This window comes from Paenibacillus sp. FSL W7-1332, from assembly GCF_037969785.1.
Taxonomy (GTDB): domain Bacteria; phylum Bacillota; class Bacilli; order Paenibacillales; family Paenibacillaceae; genus Paenibacillus_AQ.
The window spans coordinates 4,534,081-4,554,394 of sequence record NZ_CP150209.1; the positions used below are offsets into that span (position 1 = coordinate 4,534,081).

At 49.0% G+C, this 20,314-nt stretch carries 14 protein-coding genes; 7 read left to right on the forward strand and 7 right to left on the reverse strand.

Going from position 1 to position 20,314, the window contains the following annotated elements:
- The first annotated feature begins 16 nt into the window (after positions 1-16).
- Positions 17-976, forward strand: coding sequence for a sugar ABC transporter permease (locus tag MKX98_RS20255; RefSeq protein WP_071220399.1), 960 nt, complete (start codon positions 17-19; stop codon positions 974-976).
- A gap of 16 nt (positions 977-992) precedes the next feature.
- Entirely contained in the window at positions 993-1,814 is an 822-nt protein-coding gene (locus tag MKX98_RS20260; protein WP_113061135.1) for a carbohydrate ABC transporter permease, read from the forward strand.
- A gap of 105 nt (positions 1,815-1,919) precedes the next feature.
- On the opposite strand, the gene MKX98_RS20265 is transcribed toward MKX98_RS20260, so the two are convergent.
- Complete coding sequence (locus tag MKX98_RS20265; protein ID WP_339218076.1) at positions 1,920-3,506, reverse strand: MDR family MFS transporter; 1,587 nt, start codon at positions 3,504-3,506, stop codon at positions 1,920-1,922.
- Between the two features lie 205 nt (positions 3,507-3,711).
- Here MKX98_RS20265 and MKX98_RS20270 point away from each other — a divergent pair, with 205 nt between their 5' ends.
- The 3 genes from MKX98_RS20270 (at position 3,712) to MKX98_RS20280 (ending at position 6,683) form a co-directional block, all read left to right on the forward strand.
- Positions 3,712-4,083 carry a MerR family transcriptional regulator gene (locus tag MKX98_RS20270; RefSeq protein ID WP_194543336.1) on the forward strand — a complete coding sequence of 124 codons (372 nt, stop codon included), beginning with the start codon at positions 3,712-3,714 and terminating at the stop codon, positions 4,081-4,083.
- Between the two features lie 126 nt (positions 4,084-4,209).
- Positions 4,210-5,439: an aminopeptidase gene (locus MKX98_RS20275; protein WP_339218077.1), complete on the forward strand. Its 1,230-nt coding sequence runs from the start codon at positions 4,210-4,212 to the stop codon at positions 5,437-5,439.
- Positions 5,440-5,729: 290 nt separating this feature from the next.
- Positions 5,730-6,683, forward strand: coding sequence for a glycoside hydrolase family 43 protein (locus MKX98_RS20280; protein ID WP_339218078.1), 954 nt, complete (start codon positions 5,730-5,732; stop codon positions 6,681-6,683).
- 102 nt (positions 6,684-6,785) lie between these two features.
- On the opposite strand, the gene MKX98_RS20285 is transcribed toward MKX98_RS20280, so the two are convergent.
- The 6 genes from MKX98_RS20285 to MKX98_RS20310 all read right to left on the reverse strand — a co-directional run bounded on the left by MKX98_RS20285 (position 6,786) and on the right by MKX98_RS20310 (position 19,066).
- Positions 6,786-12,008, reverse strand: a complete 5,223-nt coding sequence (locus MKX98_RS20285; protein WP_339218079.1) for an S-layer homology domain-containing protein — start codon at positions 12,006-12,008, stop codon at positions 6,786-6,788.
- A gap of 792 nt (positions 12,009-12,800) precedes the next feature.
- Positions 12,801-13,364, reverse strand: a complete 564-nt coding sequence (locus tag MKX98_RS20290; protein ID WP_339218080.1) for a DUF1697 domain-containing protein — start codon at positions 13,362-13,364, stop codon at positions 12,801-12,803.
- A complete protein-coding gene (locus MKX98_RS20295) occupies positions 13,364-14,758 on the reverse strand; it encodes a protoporphyrinogen oxidase (RefSeq protein ID WP_339218081.1) in 1,395 nt (464 codons plus the stop codon). Before MKX98_RS20295 ends, MKX98_RS20290 begins: the two co-directional genes overlap by 1 nt.
- A gap of 534 nt (positions 14,759-15,292) precedes the next feature.
- A complete protein-coding gene (locus MKX98_RS20300) occupies positions 15,293-16,036 on the reverse strand; it encodes a GTP pyrophosphokinase family protein (RefSeq protein ID WP_100537787.1) in 744 nt (247 codons plus the stop codon).
- 230 nt (positions 16,037-16,266) lie between these two features.
- On the reverse strand, positions 16,267-17,169 hold the full coding sequence (locus tag MKX98_RS20305; RefSeq protein WP_194543342.1) for a DMT family transporter: 903 nt from the start codon (positions 17,167-17,169) through the stop codon (positions 16,267-16,269).
- Positions 17,170-17,317: 148 nt separating this feature from the next.
- Positions 17,318-19,066, reverse strand: a complete 1,749-nt coding sequence (locus MKX98_RS20310; protein ID WP_339218082.1) for a sigma-70 family RNA polymerase sigma factor — start codon at positions 19,064-19,066, stop codon at positions 17,318-17,320.
- 339 nt (positions 19,067-19,405) lie between these two features.
- Between MKX98_RS20310 and MKX98_RS20315 the strand changes: the two genes are divergently transcribed.
- Positions 19,406-19,978 (forward strand): thymidine kinase, encoded by a 573-nt coding sequence (locus tag MKX98_RS20315; protein WP_194543344.1) that lies wholly within the window; start codon positions 19,406-19,408, stop codon positions 19,976-19,978.
- A gap of 49 nt (positions 19,979-20,027) precedes the next feature.
- Positions 20,028-20,240 (forward strand): hypothetical protein, encoded by a 213-nt coding sequence (locus MKX98_RS20320; RefSeq protein ID WP_339218083.1) that lies wholly within the window; start codon positions 20,028-20,030, stop codon positions 20,238-20,240.
- Positions 20,241-20,314: the final 74 nt, after the last annotated feature.

Here is a 20,314-nt window from a genome sequence, read left to right on the forward strand (position 1 = left end):
CAGGAGGTACAGTACGATGGATAATCCAATGCTGAATCGCACGCCCGTGGAACAGAAGCCTGTTCCTAAACATCCGAAATCTCAAGACCGACTGTCTGCACAGATATGGAAACACCGCAAAGAATATTTGGCGATCTCCCCATTTTACATTCTATTTGCCATATTCGGCCTTTTCCCGATTGCCTTCTCGATGTTCCTGTCCTTTCAGAAATGGGACGGCATCGGGGAGATGACCTATAACGGGCTGGGCAACTACCAATTCATGCTCACCGATCCGGAATTCTGGAGAGCCGTCGGCAACACGCTGCTCATCTGGATTTACTCCACGATACCGATGCTGTTTATCGCGCTGGTCGTTGCCTTCCTGCTTAATGCATCATTTGTCCGGTTCCGCACGTTCTTCCGGATCGGCTATTTCCTGCCGAACGTCACCTCACTCGTGGCGGTTGCCATCGTGTTCGGCACCGTATTCTCGAACAATTACGGCCTTCTCAACTATATGCTGTCCCTGCTCGGCCTGAACTCCATCGAGTGGTTGAATAAGACATGGGGCATACAGCTCGCCATTTCGGTCATGGTCATATGGAGATGGGCAGGGTATAACGCCATTATCTATCTTGCCGGGCTTCAGAGCATCCCGACCGTCCTGTACGAAGCAGCCAAGATCGACGGAGCCTCCGGCATTCAATCCTTTTTCAAAATCACCATTCCCAATCTTAGGCCCATCATTCTCTTCACGGTCATTACCTCGACCATCGGCGGCATGCAGATCTTCACCGAACCGCAGGTGCTTGTTGGCAATGATGGTGGCGTCAGCGGCGGCGGTATGACCATCGTCCTCTACCTGTACCGTGAAGCCTTCGTGAATAACTATTTCGGATATGGCGCTGCCGTCGGCTGGGGAATGTTCCTGCTCATAGCGATCTTTTCCATCGTGAACTGGAAAATGGTGCAGGGCAGTCCGTCCAATGACTGAAATGGGGGTGAATCGTATGTTCAAATGGAAATCCATATTCCTTCACATCGGGTTAATCGCCGGACTGCTGCTGTCGATTTTCCCCTTCTATTGGCTGCTTGTCATGGCAACCCGAACCACTTCGGATATTTACAGCTTTCCTCCGAAACTATGGTTCGGTCCTCACTTGCTTGATAACGTGTCGAGGGTGCTGAGCAGCATTGATTTCTTCGGCGCCTTCTGGAATACTCTGTTCGTGGCTTCCGCTTGTACGCTGTTAGTCTTATTCTTTGATTCCCTGGCCGGATTCACGTTCGCCAAATTCCATTTCCCGGGCAAAAAATGGCTGTTTGTGCTGCTGCTGGCTACCATGATGGCGCCGGCCCAGCTGTCCCTGGTACCCTCCTTTGTCATTATGGCAGAGTTCGGATGGGTAGGAACTTATAAGGCGCTGATCATTCCCGGAATGGTAAACGCCTTCGGGATCTTCTGGATCAGGCAATATGCACAGGAGTCGGTGCCCTCGGAGCTGCTGGATGCTGGCAAAATCGACGGCTGCGGATTCTTCCGCCTCTACTGGAATATATCGCTGCCGATTCTGCGTCCCGCCCTATCGTTCCTGGCTGCCTTCACGTTCATCGGCGTATGGAATGACTACCTGTGGCCGCTAATTATTCTAAATGATGAGAACAAATTCACCCTGCAGGTTGCGCTTTCCTCATTGAACGGAATATACACGACCGACTATTCGATGGTCATTGCCGGTACGCTGCTCGCCGTCATTCCGCTGATCGTTTTGTTCCTGTTCATCAGCAAGCAATTCATTTCCGACATTGCAGCAGGTGCCATTAAGAGTTAACGGCAAAAGGGTATCCCAAAAGATCTTAGATCTATTGGGATACCCTCTTATTTGTTAAAAGCAGCCTTTTATTTTACCCCAGATCATACCGCCATACCGAAACCATTACGGCACCATCGCCAGCTTCTCATGGTCCGGAGTTTCACTCTCCTCTTCTGAACCAACGACCGTCTCCCGCTTTAACTCCGCTGTTTCATCCAACTTTTTGCGCCCCATTACCGTTGCTGCCGCAAGCGCTAACGCTGCAGGAACGATAGCCCAAGCAAACGTAGCCGTAATGGAGGAAGCAAGTGAGTCCGAGATCGGCTTGAGCAGCTCGGCCGGAATCAGCGACCTCGTCTCCGGCGCCAATAAGATGTGAGGGTCCTTGAGATCGAATCCTTCAGGCAGCGACTCGGTGTTCATCACGCTCGATCCCGAGGATAAGGAACCGGCAAAGGATCGGCTCTGTATCAACCCGAACACCGTAATCCCAATCGTCATCCCAAGCGACCGCGTAAAGTTAAAGGTAGAACTCGCCATTCCACGCTGCTTATAGGATAAACCATGCATCACGGCAGTACTCAGCACGGAGAACGAGCCGCCGATGCCAAGCCCGATCAGCACCATGTACAGGGTTACGATGAACCTGCTGGATTCCGCCGTTAGTGTCGAAGCAAGCACCATCCCTCCCGTGAACAGGACAAGCGTCGGGATCATGATGTTACGATACGATATTTTACTCATCAGAAAACCGCTCACCGTAGCCGTGATGACCGAACCCACCATCATTGGCAGCAGGACGAGCCCCGAGTTCGTTGCGCTTCCGCCAAGGACGCCTTGAATGAAGATTGGAATATACACGGAAGCCACGATGAAGGATCCTCCGCTGAATAAGCCGCACAGCACACTGGAGGTATAGAGTTTATTCTTGAACAAACGAAACGAAATGATCGGTTCTTCCGCCCTTCTCTCCGCAAGCACGAAGAGGACCAGCATGACAAACGCCGCAGCAAACAACGTCAGGATAATCCAGGAATTCCACGCCAACTGCTTGCCGCCAAGCTCTAAAGCAAACATGAAACAGATCACGCCTGTCAGGAGCGTAGTGGCGCCCATCCAATCAATCGGCTGTTTGGAGCGTTCATGCGATTCTTTATAGAACAGCGTTACCATCATGAAAGCCACGATGCCGATTGGCAAATTAATATAGAATATCCACTGCCATGTAATCTGATCGGTAATATACGCACCTGCGAGCGGTCCGAATATGCTGGATAATCCGAACACGGCTCCGAATAACCCGGTAAGCTTACCCCGCTTTTCGAGGGGAACCGTATCGAACATAATCGCGAATGCAATCGGGATGAGCGCACCGCCACCAATACCTTGCACGGCACGATATAGCGCCAGTTCCGTAATGGAGTTCGCCGTACCGCACATCACGGAACCCAGCATAAATACAATCATCCCGAATACAAAAAACTTTTTGCGCCCATACATGTCGGACAGCTTGCCGAAGATCGGCATTCCCGCAAGCTCAGCGACCATATAAGCGGAGGTCACCCATACAAAATGATCAAGTCCTCCTAGCTCCCCGACGATATTCCCCATAGCGGTCGCTACGATCGTATTGTCCATGGAGGCCATTAATATGCCGAGCAGCAGGCCGGCAAGCACGATGGGTAATTTGTTGGTTGATTGTGTCTTCAAGTTCTCATACACTCCTTCTAAGTAGGTTTCCTTCTTCTTTACTGTCGTCATTGTAATTCAGAAAGTATGACAGGTGACTGTCACACTTTTATCCCCGATTCCTCTTTTTTTCAAAATACATATAAATACAGCCCAGAGACTTTATGCACTCATCCCTGGTAGCGTATAATCGGGATATCCAACTCATGAAGGAGGTTCATGTGGAATGAAGATCAGTGAATTATCGCAAATCAGTCAGGTCAGTGCACGCTCCATCCGGCATTATGAACAAAAAGGCCTGCTTGAAGCCCACAGGCTTGAGAACGATTACCGTCATTTCGACAGATCTGCCATCGAGCGGGTTAAAATGATTCAATTGTATTTGAAGCTGGGATTAACGACGGATCAAATCAGAGCTTTATTCAAAGGGGAAATCTCTTCTCCAGATGATTACGAGTACTGCGAGGAAATGCTGTCCATTTACCAAGAGAAGTTAAGTCATGTGGATGGTCAGATCGCTGCTCTCCATGAGTTGAAAAGGCTGCTTGAGCGGCAAATTTCCCTTACGATGAAGAAAAAGAACCAGGTCCCCGTCTAACGACATACGCGGCCCCGAGCGTCATGATGCTCGGGGCCGTTCTTTTCGATGATGAGATCCGTTATCTGCATACCTCCTTAACGTGTTAAAATAAAGGTGTACATCTGAAATGGAGGAAATCTACATATGGACAATTTCGAGAAAAATTTGGAGAAATACGCGGAGCTGGTCGTTAAGGTAGGCGTAAACATTCAGCCAGGCCAAGTGCTGATCGTCAATGCTCCAATCGAAACCGTAGAGTTGACACGCCGCATCGTGGCCAAGGCATACGATGCAGGTGCCAAATATGTGCAAGTCGACTGGGAAGATGAGAGAATCACCCGCATTCGCTACGAGAAAGCACCCGCTGACTCCTTCGGTTATTATCCGCAGTGGCAGGCCGACGCCATGCAGCAGCTAGCCGAAGGCGGAGGAGCCATTCTGCGCATTAAAGTCCCGGATCCGGAGCTGTTCCGCGGCATTGATTCGACCAAAGTATCTACAGCCGTAAAAGCCGCTGCCGTAGCCAACGAGAAATACCAGGTTTACGTGCGCAACAATAAAATCAGCTGGTCGCTCATTAAAGCCCCTACCCGTGCCTGGGCCGATAAGGTATTCGCGGATCTTCCCGAAGAGGATCGGATTCAAGCCATGTGGGATGCGGTATTCCAGATGAACCGGGTGGGCAGCGAAGATCCGGTTGCCGCTTGGCGGGATCATATAGCTCAGCTGAAACTGCGCCAGAACCACATGAATGCCAAACGCTATAAAGGCTTCCACTATCGTGCGCCTGGAACGGATCTGCGCGTGGACATGCCGGAAGGGTATCTCTGGCTCGGCGGCGGCGACGAGAATGAAGCCGGCGTATATTTCGTGGCGAACATGCCGACCGAAGAAATCTACACGATGCCTCACCGTACAGGCGTGAACGGAACCGTAACGAGTACGCTGCCGCTTAATCTAAACGGCCGCCTGGTGGAGGGCATGAAGCTCACGTTCAAGGACGGCAAGGTTGTCGAGTATGAAGCCGAATCCGGGCGGGAGCATCTCACAACACTGCTGGAAACGGACGAAGGCGCGTCTTATCTGGGAGAAATGGCACTCGTACCGCATGATTCGCCAATTTCCCAGCTGAACCGTGTCTTCTATAACACCGGTATCGATGAGAATGCATCGTGCCATTTTGCGCTGGGCAGCGCCTACCCTGTCAATATCGAGGGCGGTACCAAAATGAGCAAGGAAGAACTTATAGCTCGCGGAGCCAATGTCAGTCTGACGCATGTTGATTTCATGATCGGATCGGCCGAGCTGGACATTGATGGCGTGCTGGCTGACGGCACGATTGAACCTGTATTTCGCGGTGGACGATGGGTTTAACTACACTCTAGATCCGTGTTCAGATTCACAGCTGTATACTTGAAACAAAGCCCTGCGGGAATTCGCGGGGCTTTACTAATATCCGTAACTCTTTGTGCTGATTTAAAAAGAAATAAACGAAGTCGATTTTTTTTACTTTACTTATATTGGAAGCGCTTTTATAATTTAATATAACATAAAACATTTCACATAATTATGAATTAATATCGCAAGATGTTGGAGGTGATCCGGGAAAAGATAGGCGCTGCACGGATTAGCAATGCCCATTTCACAATGAAGGGAAGAGAACAATGATGAAACAAAAAGGGAAATGGCTTATCTCGCTTTTGCTTGCCATCAGTTTATGCACAGCAGGCACGCAGTCCGCTTTTGGTGCATTCTGGAACCTGAGCGGCGATATTGTTGTACATGACCCAACCATCATCAAGGAAGGAAACACATGGTACACTTTCTCTACCGGTCAGGGCATCCAACTGCTGAAATCGACCAACGGCACGAACTGGTCCAGATCGAACCAGGTATTTGCTTCCCCGCTGTCCTGGTGGAAAACCTATGTACCAAACCAAAGCACCAACGATCTATGGGCGCCCGATATTGAATATTTCAACGGCCGCTACTGGCTCTATTATTCGATCTCCTCCTTCGGCTCCAACACATCCGCTATCGGCCTGGCTTCCACGACCAGCATCTCCTCCGGCAATTGGCGAGATGACGGTCTCGTCACGCGTACGACCTCCTCCAATAATTACAATGCGATTGATCCGACGCTGACAATCGATAAGGACGGCAATCCGTGGCTGGCCTACGGCTCATTCTGGAGCGGACTCAAGCTGACCAGGCTTGATGCAAATACAATGAAACCGACCGGAAACCTGTATTCCATTGCCTCACGCCCGAACAACGGAGGTGCCGTTGAAGCGCCTACCATCGTATATAGAAACGGTTACTATTATCTGTTCGCCTCCTTCGATTCCTGCTGCCAAGGGGTCAACAGCACCTACAAAATCGCTTACGGCCGTTCCACCAGCATAACAGGTCCATACGTGGACAAGAACGGTACCAGCATGTTGAATGGCGGCGGCACGATTATGGACAGCGGGAATGCAGTGTGGAAAGGTCCCGGACATCAGGATGTCTATAATAACCTCATTATTAGACATGCGTATGACGCAACCGATAACGGCACGCCGAAGCTGCTCATCAATGATTTGAACTGGGATTCCCAGGGCTGGCCCACTTATTGACTGCTCCATACCCATAATATGAATCTTCCTTAGACATCCACCCGAAAAAGGCTGACACTAAAGCTCCAGCTCTAGTGTCAGCCTCTCTTCCGTTCTTATTTCTTACTTCTTCTCCATGATATCCAGCATACGAAGAATCATCATGACGGCTTCCGCCCGGGTCGCGGATTCCCGTGGGGCGAACCGGTTACCTAAGCGCCCATTCACGATGCCAGCCGCGGTGGCGGCAGCGATTTCCTTCTCTGCCCAAGCCGGAATGGCTTTCTGATCAAGGAATTCCGTTTCTGCTTCTGGTAAGGAAAGGCCCAAATAACGTGTGATCAGGACCGCCATTTCAGAACGGTTGACAGGTTGATTCGGTCTGAATGTGCCATCTTGATATCCCTTCACAATACCTTCGGATAAAGCCCATTGAATCGCTTTAAGCGCCCAGGTTCCGATGAGGGAACTGTCTTTGAAATTCAGCTTCCCAGCATCCCCTTGTCCATTCAATGCTTTGAACATCATCACCATAAATTCAGCGCGTGTTACTTGCCGGTCCGGCTTAAAGGTATGATCCGGATAGCCGTCAACGATACCGAGCTGAACGGCTTCCTCTATCGCCGACGAAGCCCAATGTCCCGCGATGTCGGTTAACATCACTGGCTTTGGCTCCGGCTTCGGTTCTTCGGTCCCCGGCTTCGCCTTACGATGAATGGTTAACTGGTAAGTTCGGGTCGTTCCGTTCTCAGCCCGAATCACCAGCTTCAACAGGTTATCCCCTTCCTTCAGCTCGATAACCTGATCCTTCTTCAGGGATTCTTCACCCAGAAGGACTGTTGCCTTGTTATGCGCCGCATCCACACGGAGCTGCACGGATTCGGCTTCCGTCTCAAGTCGGTACTCTGTCGTATTCTCATTAAATGCAGGGGTGAGTTCCGCTTCTTTGCCGCCGATGATCACTTCGAGTCCTTTTAAACGGTTGTCTCCAGATAATACGTGGCCTCCAGAGGATCCCGATCCCGACTCTGATCCCGATGATGGCGGGTTCTCCGTTGAAGGTACCACCGAAGCGTTATAGGTACGGATCGCGGCTTGCAGAGCGCTGATCGCAGCTTGTACTTCCTTGGCTGTTGCCTGATCCTGCTGCGCTATGGCGCTGGCTCTTTCAATGGCAGCACGGAGTGCAGACCTTGCTTCTGCCGGATACTGCCCCGGCGATGTGCCTTCCTTTGTTTCGTCAAGCCTTTGCTGTGCCGATGCGATTAATCCGATTAACTCGCTCTTGTCTACTGCTGCTGCCGGCGTTGTAACCGACTTATGAAGTCCGGCGCTCTCTCCCGCAGCGTTATAGGCTTTCACGGTAAAATGATATCGGGTGTCAGGAACCAAACCGGAAGCGGTATGCGAATACACATCATTTGTCACGGTAACAACCGGTTCACTCTGCCCTTTCAGATATACACGATATCCATCCACGCCATCATCTGCGGTCGCTTCCGGCCAGCTCATGGATACAGCGTCTGATGTGATGTTCGAAAATTCAAGCTCCCCGGCTGTCCACACTGGCGCTCCCGGAATGTCTACGGCTTGAGTGACGACCGTTAATATCTCACTCGGAGCCGATTCCGTGCCTTGCTTGTCCACGGCGGTTACTTTGAATTCATACAGCGTGTCCGGGGTCAGCCCCGTCGCTTCATATACGCTATCCGTGACCGTTGCTACGCGCTCTCCGTCCTGATATACATTATAATTCATCGCTTGTTGGTCTGGACTGCTCACGGGATCCCAACCGATTTGAACCGTTGACGATGTCACATTCAGTGCTTTCAGGTTGGTCGGAGCGCCTGGATTCCCTCCATCTGTCGTGAATGTCCACACATCCGAAAGGGTTCTCCCCCCGAATTTGTCTTGTGCGACGACATACCACGAATAAGTTCCATCGGATTGCAGTCCTGCCCATTGCTGAACAACCTCAGTGCCGCTAGCTACGTTCTGCGGCGTACCGATGGACTCTCCTCTCAGATGATTCACTTGGATCGAATCCGTTGCTACCCGCTTTAATTTCGGTTCAAGATCCAGATTCATCTTGAACTCATCCGAGCCATTCGTATAATAATTGTACTTGTCCAGATAAGGAGAGTACGTATTCACGTAAATCTGATTGCTATCCTTATCAAAATGCAGCAGTCTCAAGTAACCACTCCCGCCATCGGCATGTCCTTGATAGTCTGCCAGCATCTGATATACGGTTCTGTCCGCAGTACCGTCACCATTATCATCCAATTCATTTTTAAGCAGACTGGCTCCCGTGTAATGGCCGCTTAGAACGGCAACCACGTTGGGATTCGGTACGACAACTTCCTTGTACAATTTGTTGCCTATACCGGAACGAGTTCCGTTCGCGAGCATGTAATCGTGGAAATTCAGAAATGCGATACGGTCCGGATATTCTGCGAGAACCTCGTTCATCCACTTTATGTCCTCGTCTTCAACGCCCCATCCCATATACATCATGATAAAGTCGTTGCCTTCAACGGATACAAGGTCATAATGTCCGCGATTGTCCTTGTAGGAACCTCCGTAATATGGCTGATTCTTGTAACGGTTCTCCCCGAAATATTGACTGTAGGTCGTGTAGTCCCAATCGTAGCTTCCCACATCATGATTTCCGGCGAGCACGCCATGCGGCAGATTTGCATCCTCCAGCATCTTCATGTAATCATCGGCACGTTTCCATTGATACTCAGCTGTCGGGTCGTTCACGATATCACCGGTATGGAACAAATATTTGATGTTCATATCATCGATGGAATCGACAATCCATTTGAATTGCTCCTGCTGAATATGCGGGTACAGCTCCGTTAAGAACTGGGTATCCGATACCCATACAAAAGTGTAATCATAATCCCCACGGGATGGAATTTCATCCTGTACAATGACATCCACTTTGCTGTTTTGTACGTAGTCTGCTGCCGACAGTTCGCCTCGAAGGGTAAAATCATCTTCAGACTGGGCAATATGTTTGGTGATCTCCGTCCACTTGTTCAGGTTGTGGTTCCACGCATACATCGTGACCTTGCGGCCCGACACCGTATGTCCTTCCCAAGTAACTTCAACGCGGTCACCCGACTCCACGGCATGCTCCAGCTCTACCTCAAACCGGATATAAGGGAACTGGGACGTGGAATCCACCGTGACATATTGATCGTTGGATTCAGCTACCAGCTTCAATTCCTCTTCGGTCAGCGCGGTTTCGCCAGCCGGGAACCTATCCTTAGGAGGCTCTTCATCCGAGGCGTTCTTGGATAACTTTACCCGATCGCCACTTAATGCATGATACGGATATGCCTGGTGGAAGGAGACCTCAAGCTCGTCATCCGATGGATCGCTGACTTGAACCTTAAGCTCCGGCGATAACCCGGTTCCGCTCTCCATATCTGCTGGTGAGACCAATTCGGGTGCATTCGGATGCTCCGGTGCGGTGTTAAACGTTACCGTACGTTCCGAGATGTTGCCAATCTTGTCCACTGCCCGAATGTCCAGCTTATGGACGCCTGGTTCAAGCTCGGACGATGAAGTATCGTATGGCACCTGGATGGCTCGACCATCTAGCAGTACCTCCACCTGTTCAACGCCGGATACGCTATCCTGTGAAGTCACATCAATGGGAATGCTTCCCTTATAGCTCTTGCCCTCTTCAACAGTCACGTTAATTTCGGGTCCATTGTTATCTACCTGAATGTTGGCCATTGCTTCAGACTTACCCTTTACATGCAAATCAACCTTGTGCTGCCCGTCTGTAACCGTCGTGGTATCCCATGCGTAAGAGAGGGCTTTTACCTTATCGGCAGAAATATCAAATTGAAACGTTACAAATGGCAGAAACCGTCCATCGTCCCCTAGGTCATGAATAAGCGCAGGATCGCTAAATTGCGGATCCCGGATTTCTGTTCCGTCTCCTAACAACAGCCGTACGTTGCGGACATTAAAATCATCCATATTCCCCGTCGGCTTGTCATCCTCGAAATAGGTCTTCTCATTATCGCCGGCCCGCAGGGTAATTTCGTTTGTGCCGCTTGTCAGCCATTGCGGTTCGACGGGGACAACGATGGTTTGATAACCGTCAATATTCGGCTCGGTCTTGAACAGAACGTTCTTGCCTACGGTCACCGTGTTGATCCCATCGTCAATACCATCGCCTTCAAAAACAAAATAAGCGGAATGCTCCATAACAGCTGAACCTTGAACCGGCTGCCCGTCGATATGAAGCTCGAGATCCGCAGGCTCTGCCCCGTCTGCCGCACCCCGAATATACGTTATCCCGGTGACGGTCTGTTGATCGTCAACATTCAGGCTGGCGCTGGCCCCGTTCCCCGTGAGGTCGACTTCATATTTAGGACTCTCTACTTTCTTAAAGGTATTGGATACCGTGAAAAAGTACTCCAGCTTGTTGTGTCCCAGCAGCTCCAGATAAGAAATCGTATGACGAAGGCCTTGCTTCCCTTCCTGAAGCTGTACAACCTTGTAATCGTTCTGTCCATCGACACGATAAGATAGCGCAAGTGAAGTAACCATACGATCATCGTGCGCTTCTGCCGTAATCTCCAGATTTTCGCCCGGCTCCACATTGGTCGTTGTCGTCCGGTTGGTGACCGCCGGTTCCTTGGTCACATCAATATGTACCGGCTCCGCAGGCACCTCGGAATGCTGCAGCGAACCCGGCGTAGCCTTATGCTCCAGCTGGGAGATCCGCTGCATCTTCAGGCTGCCATCTTCGGGATACTTATAGAAAATCCCCTGATCGGCTTTGTTATGAACCTCCCCGTCATTGTAAAATGCGGACACGATCGGACGGCCGGTATTTGTTACAACCACGAGCTCCCGCATGCGTGAATTGGACATGCCGCCTGAGAATATTTTGACAACATCGGTGTTTTCAATCAGGTTGGTGCCGTAGTTTTTATTAAAATCAGCAATCGTGGATTTGCTGTTCTGAGCATTAATGATCCAGAACACCAGCGTGCCTCTGGATGGAATCTTCACCTCATCGGGTACATGAGCCCAAAGGGTATCACTCTCCAAGTAACGATAACGAATTTTGTAATGGCTGAAATCGATGTCTTGATCGGTATTGTTATATACTTCAATAAATTCATATCCGTCGGCGGTTCCTACATTCGTGGAATCAGGAACAAGCTCGGTGATCAGGAGTTCAGGCACGTTGGTAGACGCGGTGGATGACTGGGCTGAAGCCTGTCCTGCGAAACCGGTAAACGAGGCCGTCAACACGATACAGAGGATCAAGAAGCAGGATATACATCGATTCAGGACGATCTTAGACAATGGAAAACCTCCTAGAAATGATTTTTTGAACAATCAATTCAGTTTCCCAATTCTCCAGGTCTCCATGGGATCTCCAAATTTTAATTAAAGCGCTTTCAATATCAAATCCCTCACTCTATCAGATTTAGGCTATTCCCTTGAGAGATCCATTTAGCACGTCACCTCCTAAGATCAATAATTGCATATTCCCTTCGTTTTTTAAACCACTTTATGTAAAATCTGATAAATGATACGCAAGTCCCGGAAATCAGCTAGCCTTCTAGTAAAATAGGATAATATCCGAACAGACCTTCATCACTATATCTTAAGTAAGCATCCATATCTCAAGATCCACAAACGAAACCGGCATGGCGTTTAAAGATCATTACTTCCGATCTATTCATTTCTTATCCGTTTCATCTTTGAGCAAGCATTGTTCATCATCCTTTCTCATAGGATGCAGTTTGTGCTTATTCTGCACAAAAAAAAGACCCCGCGAATGATATCGCAGGATCCTTATCAGTGGGAAGCGAATTTGTTATTCATTATGCAGCAATTTTCCAATTGCTAGGGTGCCTTACCAGAAAAGAATCGAAGAAACTTCGCTCTCCTTCTCCTTTTACGAGTGTTCATGGCGAATCAACTGCCTTTCGGAATGACATGATGTTCTTCCGTCCGTCGATTGACAATACCACTTCCCACTTGTTCTATATTTACCCGGTTCTCGGGAAGTGAAACACTTTTGACCCGAACTTTCTTTGAATATGGAGATCAGCTATGTACCCCTTTATTTGTTTAAATGATTGCGGCTGCTCACACACTCTTCATCGTCTGGGACAGTTGTACCAGCTTGTTCATCGTTTTCCAATTCCGCATCGTCATCGGCACGCCGAGCTTCGACAACTGAACCGCCAGCTTGGAATTCCGAACGCTTTCCTTGAACAGCAAGTAAACCTCTTCACCGATCACCTCGAAGATTTCCATTTCGTTCACATAAAGCTTTAATTTCTCCACATCTTCAGCAGCAGGCGCTTCCGTCAGCATGGCAACATAAAGACTCTCAAACTCCGTTGCTGCCTCCGCTTGACGCAGCGTTTCTTCCGAAAATGGACAGTTCCGAACGATCCCCTCGATTTCCTCGGAGGTTCTAAGGATCACCGATATCGGGAAGCCGAACGTTTCAAATATGCCCTGCTCGATTTGAACGCGCAGCGTTTCCTTGGATTCCCCGGATTCAAAGAGCACGTTTCCGCTCTGGATGTAGGTCTGCACGCGTGTTAGTCCCCTAGATTCAAGCATCTTTCTTAAATCGGCCATCTTGATTTTATTGTGTCCGCCTACGTTGATCCCTCTAAGCAACGCAATATAGATTGTCATTAGGGCATCCTTTCCAGAATCAGACCTGCCGTCTTCTCCCCGTTCGCAATGCAATCCGGTATCCCCACTCCATAATAGGAGCATCCCGCCAGCATAACGTTAGGATACAGGTCATCCATTTTCTGTTCTAATGACTCCACGACTTGCCGGTGCTTCAAATGATAATTCGGCATATTGTCATGCCATTTGGTGACTTCACAAGAGATCGGCTCAGCCTTAATGCCAAGGCTTTGGCTGATATCCCCCATCCCGATCTGTTTCAATTCTTGATCGGATAACTGGATCAGCTCCTCATAATGCGGATTGGAGCTCTTGTAGAATAATCGCATCAATAACCGCTTGTTCTCGGAGGTATGCTCCCATTTCCGGCTCGTCCAGGTGCAAGCATCACACTTCAATCGGGTTCCCTTGGCCGTAATGAATCCCGTTCCATCATAGGGAAGCTCTTCGTCTTGAATATCATAGGCAAGATACACGCTGATGAGCGATTTGGTATACATCTGGTCAAAGTCCTCATTAAGCAGCGGATCTTGCAGCAAATCCTTCGCGGCGGATCCCAGCGTGCTTAAAACAACAAAATCAGCTTCAAGCTTTTCGCCATTTGCCAACGTCACCCCGTAGCCGCTGGCTGCTTTCTCCAGCTTCTCTGCGGCAACGCCTTTGTATATCTTCGCGCCTGCTTGGATCACGGTCCGTTCCAATGCATCAATCAATACGGAGACTCCGTCTTTGAAGGAAAGAAATTTCTTATTGCCTGAGCCAAGGAATTTCTGTTTATTCTCGGCCAAACCGCCCATGATGCTGCCGTACGTATTTTTGTACTCCAGCAAATAGGGAAACGTTGACGCAATTGTCAGGTCATGAAGCTCCCCGGAATAGACGCCCGATATGACCGGAGCGATCTGATTCTGAACGATTTCCTTGCCAAGGAAGGCTTCAAGGAACTCCCCCAAAGAATCGTCCTTGGTATACGTTTCATTCGGCGTGTAATAGTCCTTGAGCGCCTCCACTTTCCCCTCGGCAGACACAAGCTCGCTTTCGGCCAAGGATTTCAGGCTAAGCGGTATGCCGAATACGCTCTCATCCGGGATTCTTTTCAAACCTGCAGTCGTATATATGAAAGAAGTCCCCGTGGCATTATACACAACCTGGTCTGTTAACTGAAGCTCCTCCAGAAGTGGTGCCACATTCGTTTTCCGGGATACGATCGAATCCGCTCCGGTTTCCATAATAAATTCACCGTTCTGAACGGTGCGGATTTTGCCTCCGAGCGTTTCACTTGCCTCGATAAGCACCAGTTCCATATTCTGTTGAAGGTGCTTCAACTCTTTTTGCAGATAGTATAAGGTCGAAAGTCCGGTAATGCCGCCGCCGATAACTACGGTAGTTGTCACTGTACATACACCTCTATTATGTAGGTTCATAACATCTTAATCATGATTGTTACCATTGTATCCAATTTCTAAGTATATCATAGAGCCCGTGCTTCCGAGGGACGCCATTCCCTCAATATTGTGAACAGAACCGTTCACTACTACGACTTCCCGCCCGCCCCGCGAGAAAACCCACCATTAGTACAGGCGTATTGCTCCTTAGTGCACGTACGGGGTCCAAGAGCATGCTTGGAGGGTTGTTGACAGCAAAAAACCCCGCGAGATCACTCGCAGAGTTTTTTTCGTGGGAAGCGGTCTTTTCTATTCTAACGCAATCGTTCCATTGCTTAAGGTGTACTTTGGAATCATTCAGATTGTGTCGTCCTTATTCCTCGTCATGTTGTACATGGGTATCAAATCCTTTCGGTAATTCCGACTTAACGTCTTGTTATCCGTCTGGTGTTGATGTGTGTTTCCACTTCCCACTTAGGATATATATACCCGGTGCATGGATGGTGAAACAGTTTTATCATCTTTTTCGCTTCGCCAGGAACTTTATTTGTCCTCGGTCAATACTTCAAGCAAGCCCGCCGGAAGCTCATACTTGCGGTTGTTGATCTGAATGCTCTTCAGTTCCTCCAGCAGCGAATCATCGCTTTCCGAGTCCTTAATGGCCTGCACCTCGTGGTGCAATTGCTCCATCTGACGGTCCAGCGCGTTAGCCGTATCCGCAGCCTTCTTAAGCTCTTCCAGCAGATGCTGAGGAACGGACTTATTATATTTGTAGAAAATTTTATGCTCCAAACTCGCCCAGAAATCCATGGCAATGGTTCGAATTTGGACTTCAACGCATACCTTCTCCACCCGATCGGAGAAAAAAACAGGCACTTCCACTAACAGATGCAGGCTTTGGTATCCGTTCGGCTTCGGATTCTTGATATAATCCTTGACGTTTAACACCGTTAAATCGCTCTGCTTCTGCAGCATGTCGCTAATTTTGTAAATGTCGGTTATGAATGAGCAGGTGATTCTTAGACCCGCAATGTCTTTGATATTATCTTCTATGGAGCTAAGAGAGATGTTTCCGCCTTTTCGGAGCAGCTTCTTCATGATGCTCTCCGGCGATTTCAGGCGGGATTTTGTATGTTCGATCGGACTATAATCATGAAGAGCCTGGAACTCCTCTTTTAATATCTCCATTTTGGTTTCAATCTCATCTAAGGCGAATTTGTATTTCATCATGAATCGGGTAATTTCATTCCGAATGATTTTGAGCTGTTCGATTTGCAAAGAATTCATGGGATACTTCCTTTCGATTGTGTGATTCAGAGCCGTGATGACTCAAGTAGTAAATAAAAACAAAACACGCTGCTAACATTCCAGAAGTTCTGTTCCCTCTTTAAATAGTAGTTGATATTGAGGTGCAACTGCAACTTTAGTGTTGTAACGTCAAAAAGACGCTGCAACCGGAAGGTCGCAACGTCTTTTATCTTATGCCAACATCGTGCTGCTTGATATCGCTGTGCCACCTATCTTTGTACCGCTGGCACCCCGCCCCGCTTCTGAGCCGCTATCTGCGGATACGCTATGCCCAGCAGGATCACGATAACCCCGATCCATTGAAGCGCAGTCACCTGCTCGCTCAGCACCAGCACCGATGCAATAACGGCAACGGGCAGCTCTCCGGCACCAAGGATGGTTGCCAATCCCGTACTGATTTTGGGCGCACCGAGTGCGAATAGCAGTACTGGAAGAACAACGCCGAATACGCCTAAGATTAAGCCGAACAGCCATAACCCGTTGTCAAACAGGGATATCTCCGTGTACGCTTTCGGCGTGAACAGGATCGTCAGCAGAATAAGCCCACCCGTTGAGGTATAAAAGCTCCGGGTAATGGGTGACATCTGCGTCTCGACCCGGCCGCTGAAGAAGACAAACAAAGCCATCATCAATGCCGCGGTCAGTCCCAATATTGCCCCTTTCCAATTCAATTGAATCTCGCCTGCACCCAACATCCCCCCAGCCATCATCGTCCCGACGAACAGGATGATAACGGAGATGACGGTGGATTTATCCGGCCATTGCCGTTTTACAACAGCTTCGATAATGACACCGATCCAGGTGAATTGAAATAGAAGCACGACGGCGATCGATGCCGGAATGCTCTGAAGGGCAAGGTAATACGTGACGCCTGTAAGGCATGTACATAACCCAACCCCGGCTAGCCTTAGGAATTGCTTGCCCGTGACCTTATGTCGTCCAAAAAACAGCATCAGCAACAACAGAATGAGCCAGCCTGTCCCGAATTGGCTGATCATCACCTCCTGAAATAGGAACCCTTCCTGGTAAGCAAGCTTTACAACCGTTGACAGAATTCCGAAACAGCAGGCTCCCAAAAATACGAAGAATGAATTTTTCAACAAATGCAACAACGTGAAACTCCCCCTTACGCAACAAAAAACCCCACTTTCACTGTTTTGGAATCCAGAAAACAGTAAAAAGTGGGGTTGGCTCTGTTTGATATTGAATTATGGTCTTATCTTAAGACAAAACCTCAACATTGTAAATACCAACCACTAATTAAGAAGACAACTTTGCAAAGATCTCTTTCAATTTAGCAACGGCTTCGATCTCCAGAGCTTTAATTTCCTCTACCAGCGTTATTGCCGTCATAGCTTGATCCTCCGAATTAGGCTCTCCGCCTACCGGAAATGGGAACATTTGATGCAGGACACTGAATTTCTCGCACATTCCCGTATATAACACGCTGGCTTCTTTAAACTGCTGCGTGAGCTCCGGTCCTTCGGTATTCGCATCCGGCCATGCTGCTATCAGTTCCTTGAAGAACTCAGCAGCGTAATACCGGGCATCTCTTAATACCTCGATGTTGTATGCATGGCCGTTCGGTTCGATCTTCCGCCCCTGCAGCGATTCGATCCAAGCATCGTATGCCGCAATCCCCTTCACTGCCGTCGGAACCACGCTTTCTTTCCCCTCATATTGTTCGATGGCAGTTTCAAGCGCAAGTCGAAGCTGCTGCTGAAGCGTTAAATCGACCGATCCCTCAATGGCCAGAACGAACAGCTCTTCCATTACACTCCTTCCGAGATTCTCATAAGGGAGCGTATCCGCTTTTCCGCATACTTCCCCATAGAGGGTTCTGGTCTCATCGTCATAGCCATACAGCGTACCAAATTCAGGGAAGAAAATATCCCATGCCAGCACAGGGTATCCGCGGTCCAGCGAGCTATGAATCAAATCAAGTGCCCTTGGCAGCTCCTGATGAATGCTGCGCTTGCCCATGGCACTCTTCTCCAAGGCAGATGGATCCAGCAGATTGGCATTGGTACCGATGCCGCCCGACATGCCGTCGATGAATTTGGAATGGAAGCCGATATTATGAAGACCCCGGGATAATACTTCACCAAAAAAATACGCGGTCGGACCTGCAATGTGAACCTGATCCGGAATGATGTTAATTCGGAATGCATGACCTGTCAGCCCCATAACCATCGGCAGGGATAGCTTCCGATCTGTAAATTGCAGCATTTTATACGTGGCATCCGCAGCAGTTGTCCAAGTTTTGATTTCTTTCAACGATCCTTCGTACTGTAGAATCTTCTTATTCATAATTCCCAAGTCCCTTCTCGTCTTAATATAAGAGTCAACGGTTACGCGAATTTTCTCTTGGATCACTTTCTTCCGCGATCTCGAAATAATCTGATACACATTGGCTGAAGAGAGCTGAAACAAGTCAGCAATTTCTTGCGGGGACAGCTGATCGAAAAAATGAGATTCGAAAATAAGCCGTTCGCGTGGCTTCAGGCGTTGAATGATGTTCGTTAAAACACGCAGCGTCTCTTGCTGGACGATTCGTTCCTCCGGTACGTTGAATCCTGCGGCCGCTTCGGCTGAAGAATGATGGAGCCTTCCCAGAATGCTGTCCAGACTATTCCACTGATCTGCACTCCCGGCACTATCATACCTTCCCCTGCCTTCAAGCTCGGTGAATGTCTGCTCTTTCATCGCGGAGCTTCCCTTAAGCCGGGTATAGGCCTGATTCCGTACGATCCGCTGCACCCAGGGCAGGAAACGCCGGGTATCGACCAGTTTGCCCAAGTGCAAAAATGCCCGGACCAATGCATCCTGTACAACGTCCTCTGCCAGGTAGGACTCCCGGGTTATAGCTCTGGCATAGCCATAAACCTTGGACCGATGGCGCCGAACAAGCTCCCCGAAAGCTTCCCTCTCCCCTGACTGCGCATGTTTCACCAACTCCTGATCTTCCATCTCATCCCACTGGACCGTTCTGTCTGCTGTCGTATCCAATTGCTCAAACCCTCTTTCGTATCGTTGACTACTTATATGACCAGAGAAGTTCGTTATTTCTGACAACGTAATTGAAAAATATTATACCTTTTTTTGATTAAGCCTGGCGCCATGTTGTGAATAACCCCGACATCATTGCACGGCCAAGTCCTGCCTCTTTTTTTCATTCCGCGATTAAGTCATAAATGTCAGAATATAGTCCTTACAGGCAATGGACAAAAGACGCCCAATAATGCGACAATATACTCTGCATGTCATATCTTATATCGTAAGAATAACAAAATTTGTATCACTACACTAAAAGAAGCAACATTGCACTTATAGGAAGGGAACGAAAGCATGGCTCAATTATTTTTTAAGTACGGCTCCATGAACAGTGGTAAATCCATCGAAATTTTGAAAGTCGCCCATAACTACGAAGAACAGAACAAACCGGTGCTCCTTTTTACATCCGCTATCGATGACCGGGATGCCGTTGGGTATGTGTCCTCACGAATCGGCCTGCGACGCGAAGCGATACCTATAACCGATACGACCGATATCTATGGGATTGTGAAGGAGCATCAGCCTAAGCCATACTGCGTTCTCGTTGACGAATGCCAGTTCCTCTCCAAGGACAGCATCCTGCAGCTCGTTCGGATCGTAGATGAGCTTAACGTGCCTGTCATGGGCTTCGGCTTGAAGAATGATTTCCGGAACGAGCTGTTTGAAGGCAGCCGCTGGATGCTGATTTACGCCGATAAAATCGAGGAAATGAAAACGATCTGCTGGTTCTGCGAGCGTAAAGCGATCATGAACCTTCGCGTCATTGACGGTAAGCCCGTATATGCCGGCGAGCAGATCCTGATCGGAGGGAATGATACCTACTTCCCTGTTTGCCGCAAATGTCATACCAATCCCCCTTTATCATAGGATTTTTACGAACAATCCACCATTCAAAACGTAAGGAGTAGGATGACCCATGCCGATAGTCAGACCGCTATTAACCGACCAGGACTTTCAGGAAGTTATGGAAAAGCAGACCCGTATACGCATCTTCAAGGATAATCATCTGATTGACTCCGGCAGTATCGTCATCCGATTCACCGACGAAACCGTCATTACGCAATCCAGCGTCAGCTCGCTCGGCTATCATAAGCGGGATGAATGCGAATTTTTTGAAGTACGGAAATGACATATGGATGGCCTGAGCGCTTTTAGATTGACGGCTTTCATGGAGCTTCGATCAGACACTCAGGCAATCCCCTC

Excerpts from the sequence above, each read along its gene's own strand:
- MKX98_RS20255 (WP_071220399.1), top strand. The coding sequence starts at position 17 with ATGGATAATCCAATGCTGAATCGCACGCCCGTGGAACAGAAGCCTGTT.
- MKX98_RS20300 (WP_100537787.1), bottom strand. The coding sequence starts at position 16,036 with ATGAATTCTTTGCAAATCGAACAGCTCAAAATCATTCGGAATGAAATT.
- MKX98_RS20280 (WP_339218078.1), top strand. The coding sequence starts at position 5,730 with ATGATGAAACAAAAAGGGAAATGGCTTATCTCGCTTTTGCTTGCCATC.
- MKX98_RS20260 (WP_113061135.1), top strand. The coding sequence starts at position 993 with ATGTTCAAATGGAAATCCATATTCCTTCACATCGGGTTAATCGCCGGA.
- MKX98_RS20275 (WP_339218077.1), top strand. The coding sequence starts at position 4,210 with ATGGACAATTTCGAGAAAAATTTGGAGAAATACGCGGAGCTGGTCGTT.
- MKX98_RS20290 (WP_339218080.1), bottom strand. The coding sequence starts at position 13,364 with ATGACAATCTATATTGCGTTGCTTAGAGGGATCAACGTAGGCGGACAC.
- MKX98_RS20315 (WP_194543344.1), top strand. The coding sequence starts at position 19,406 with ATGGCTCAATTATTTTTTAAGTACGGCTCCATGAACAGTGGTAAATCC.
- MKX98_RS20270 (WP_194543336.1), top strand. The coding sequence starts at position 3,712 with ATGAAGATCAGTGAATTATCGCAAATCAGTCAGGTCAGTGCACGCTCC.
- MKX98_RS20320 (WP_339218083.1), top strand. The coding sequence starts at position 20,028 with ATGCCGATAGTCAGACCGCTATTAACCGACCAGGACTTTCAGGAAGTT.